Here is a 429-nt window from a genome sequence, read left to right as displayed (position 1 = left end):
GTCGGCACCGTCGACGCTGGCGATCGATTTGATCACCGGGTCATTGGTGCCGGTGTAGACGTTGTCCGGAGCAGTCACGGTGACGAAACCGCTGGTGCTGTTGGCCGGGACGGTGATGACGGTGGTGCCGTCGCTCAGCGTGAAGGTCAGCGCCGAATGCTTATCGATCGGCAGACCGTCTTTGTTGGTCAGCGTGATGGTGTAGGTGATCGCACCGCCTTCGGTAACCGAAGGTGTTGCAGTCAGTTTGGCCACTACGTCGTCAGTGGTGTCAGTCACTTTGACCGACGCCGCATCGCCCATCTGCAGATTTTCGAAGGCACGGCCGTCGATGTCTGCTGCCGACTTGATACCCAGGCTGATTTCACCGGCGTCCTTATAGACGTCGTCGCCTTGCGCAGCATGGCTGTACGGCGCGCTGGTTTCGCC

1 protein-coding gene is annotated in these 429 nt (G+C 60.1%); it reads right to left on the bottom strand.

Features of this window, described 5'->3' with window-relative positions; genetic code table 11:
• Positions 1 to 429 (bottom strand): immunoglobulin-like domain-containing protein (locus HU770_RS26805; protein ID WP_186666595.1); only part of this gene is annotated, 429 nt, incomplete at both ends.

It is taken from the genome of Pseudomonas sp. SWRI68 (assembly GCF_014269165.1).
In the GTDB taxonomy this organism is placed as follows: Bacteria; Pseudomonadota; Gammaproteobacteria; order Pseudomonadales; family Pseudomonadaceae; genus Aquipseudomonas; species Aquipseudomonas capeferrum.
The sequence above is the reverse complement of the archived record's forward strand: the minus strand, read 5'-3'. Positions and strand labels throughout refer to the sequence as shown.